The following is a 2,488-nucleotide window of genomic DNA, read 5'->3' on the forward strand; positions in this document are numbered from 1 at the left end:
CCGCCGCCACCATACTTTTATTTGAGGGGTATTTTTATGCCGAAGAAAATCGTGATTGCTCTGGGCGGAAACGCGCTGGGCAACAATTTGCCGGAGCAGATGATTGCCGTGAAGCAGACGGCAAAAGCCATTGTGGATCTGATTGAAGAGGGGCATCAGGTGGTCATCGCCCACGGCAACGGGCCTCAGGTTGGTATGATCAACGTGGCCATGACCACTCTTTCCCGTGAGGATCCCTCCCACCCCATGGCGCCCATGTCGGTGTGCACCGCCATGAGTCAGGGCTACATCGGATACGATCTTCAAAATTCCCTGCGGGAAGAGCTTTTAAACCGCGGTATGAACAAGCCCGTGGCCACCGTCCTCACGCAGGTGGAGGTCAACGGCGAGGACCCCGCCTTTCAGAAGCCCACCAAGCCCATCGGCGCCTTCATGACCGAAGCCGAGGCCGAGGAAATGCGCCGCCGGGGCAACGCGGTGATGGAGGATGCGGGCCGGGGCTGGCGGCGCTGCGTGGCGTCTCCCAGACCAGTTTCCATCATTGAAATTGAGACCATCCGCGCCATGTCGGACGCGGGGCAGATCGTGGTGGCCTGCGGCGGCGGCGGCATCCCCGTCATCCGTGAGGGAAACCACCTCCGGGGCGCGGGCGCGGTCATCGACAAGGACTTTGCCTCCGAGCTGCTGGCCGAGGAGCTGGACGCCGACAGCCTGATCATTCTCACCGCCGTTGAGAAGGTTGCCGTCAACTTCGGAAAGCCCGACCAGAAGTGGCTGGACTCCATGACTCCCGAGCAGGCCCGTTTCTATGAGCAGGAGGGCCAGTTCGCCCCCGGCAGTATGCTTCCCAAGGTGCAGGCAGCCGTGAAATTTGCCGAATCCAAGGCGGGCCGCACCGCCCTGATTACCCTTTTGGAAAAGGCCCGGGACGGCATTGCCGGAAAGACCGGAACTGCCATCCGTCAGTGATTTTCTATCGATTTTGCACAAAGGTTCGTGTCCGGAAGTTACCTCCTGGGCACGAGCCTTTGCCATATCATCCAGATTTTTCAGTTTACGCAAAAGCATAAGTAAAAACTTTGACAAATATCAAATTTTGGATTGAAATTTAAAAGTGAACCCTGTATGATATGATTTGTGGAAAACCATCCACACTTTGGTTTTCGAACAAAATAAGGAGGATAACAGAATGAAGAAGTTTCTTGCAATGCTGCTGTCGGCCGTCATGATGATGAGTCTGGCCGCCTGCGGCAATTCCGGCACTCCCAGCAGCTCTGGCGCTTCCCAGGGTTCCACTTCCGGCAGCGACACCTCCACCAGCGATTTCAAGGTCGGCGCGATTCTGATCGGCGACGAAAACGAGGGCTACACCTTTGCCCATATGGAGGGCATCAAGGCGGCCTGCGAAACGCTGGGCATTCCCAGTGAAAACCTGATCTTCAAATATACCGTTCCCGAGGATGAGAAGTGCTATGACGCGGCCGTCGATCTGGCGGAGCAGGGCTGCAGCATCATCTTTGCAAACTCCTTCGGTCATGAAACCTATCTCATGCAGGCCGCTTCGGAATACTCTGACGTTTACTTTGCCCATGCCACCGGCACCCACGCCAGAACCGCCGGTATGTCCAACTTCGCCAACTACTTTGACAACATCTACGAGGCCCGCTATGTCTCCGGCATCGTGGCTGGCATGAAGCTCAAGGAGATGATGGATGCTGGCTCCGTGACCGATCCTTACATCGGCTACGTCGGCGCATATCCCTTCGCCGAGGTGGTTTCCGGCTACACCGCGTTCTTCCTGGGCATCCGCTCCATCGTGCCCGATGCTCACATGGACGTGACCTTCACCAACTCCTGGTTTGACATCAAGGCCGAGGGCGAAGCCGCCAACGCGCTGATCAGCCGCGGCTGCGTCATCATTGGCCAGCACGCCGACTCCACCGGCGCTCCTTCCGCCGTGCAGGCCGCCCACGACAAGGGCAACACCAACGTCTATTCCGTGGGCTACAATGTGGATATGCTCTCCGTTGCTCCCGACGTGGCGCTGACCTCTCCCCAGAACAACTGGGAGGTCGCCTATGAGGAGATCATCCGCACCGCCATGGAAGGCGGCAAGCTTGAAACCGATTACTGCAACGGCTACGCTGAAGGCGGCGTGATGCTCTCCGCGCTGGGCACCGCCTGCGCCCCCGGCACACAGGAAGCCGTTGACGCTGCCATCGCCGCCATCAAGGACGGTTCTTTGCACGTGTTTGATACCGCCAACTTCACCGTGGACGGCAAGCCTGTCACCAATGCTTTCGCCACCGATACCGACGGCGATTTCGTTCCCGACGCGGACGAGGCCATCATCGACGGCTACTATCACGAGTCCTACTTCCAGTCCGCGCCGTCCTTCTCTCTGGCGATTGACGGAATTACCAAGCTGAACTGACGCTTCCATTTTCGGGAACCCTTCCCAAAAATTTTGGAAAGCATCCGCACCCCC

General features: G+C 58.0%; 2 protein-coding genes. Both read left to right on the top strand.

What is annotated here, in order from left to right; translation table 11 throughout:
• The first annotated feature begins 36 nt into the window (after positions 1-36).
• Positions 37-969, top strand: a complete 933-nt coding sequence (gene arcC / locus RTU96_RS12535) for a carbamate kinase (RefSeq protein WP_312636957.1) — start codon at positions 37-39, stop codon at positions 967-969.
• A 220-nt stretch (positions 970-1,189) separates the two neighbouring features.
• Entirely contained in the window at positions 1,190-2,434 is a 1,245-nt protein-coding gene (locus tag RTU96_RS12540; protein WP_312636958.1) for a BMP family ABC transporter substrate-binding protein, read from the top strand.
• Positions 2,435-2,488: the final 54 nt, after the last annotated feature.

The organism is Oscillibacter sp. (assembly GCF_032018205.1).
Lineage (GTDB): Bacteria > Bacillota > Clostridia > Oscillospirales > Oscillospiraceae > Oscillibacter.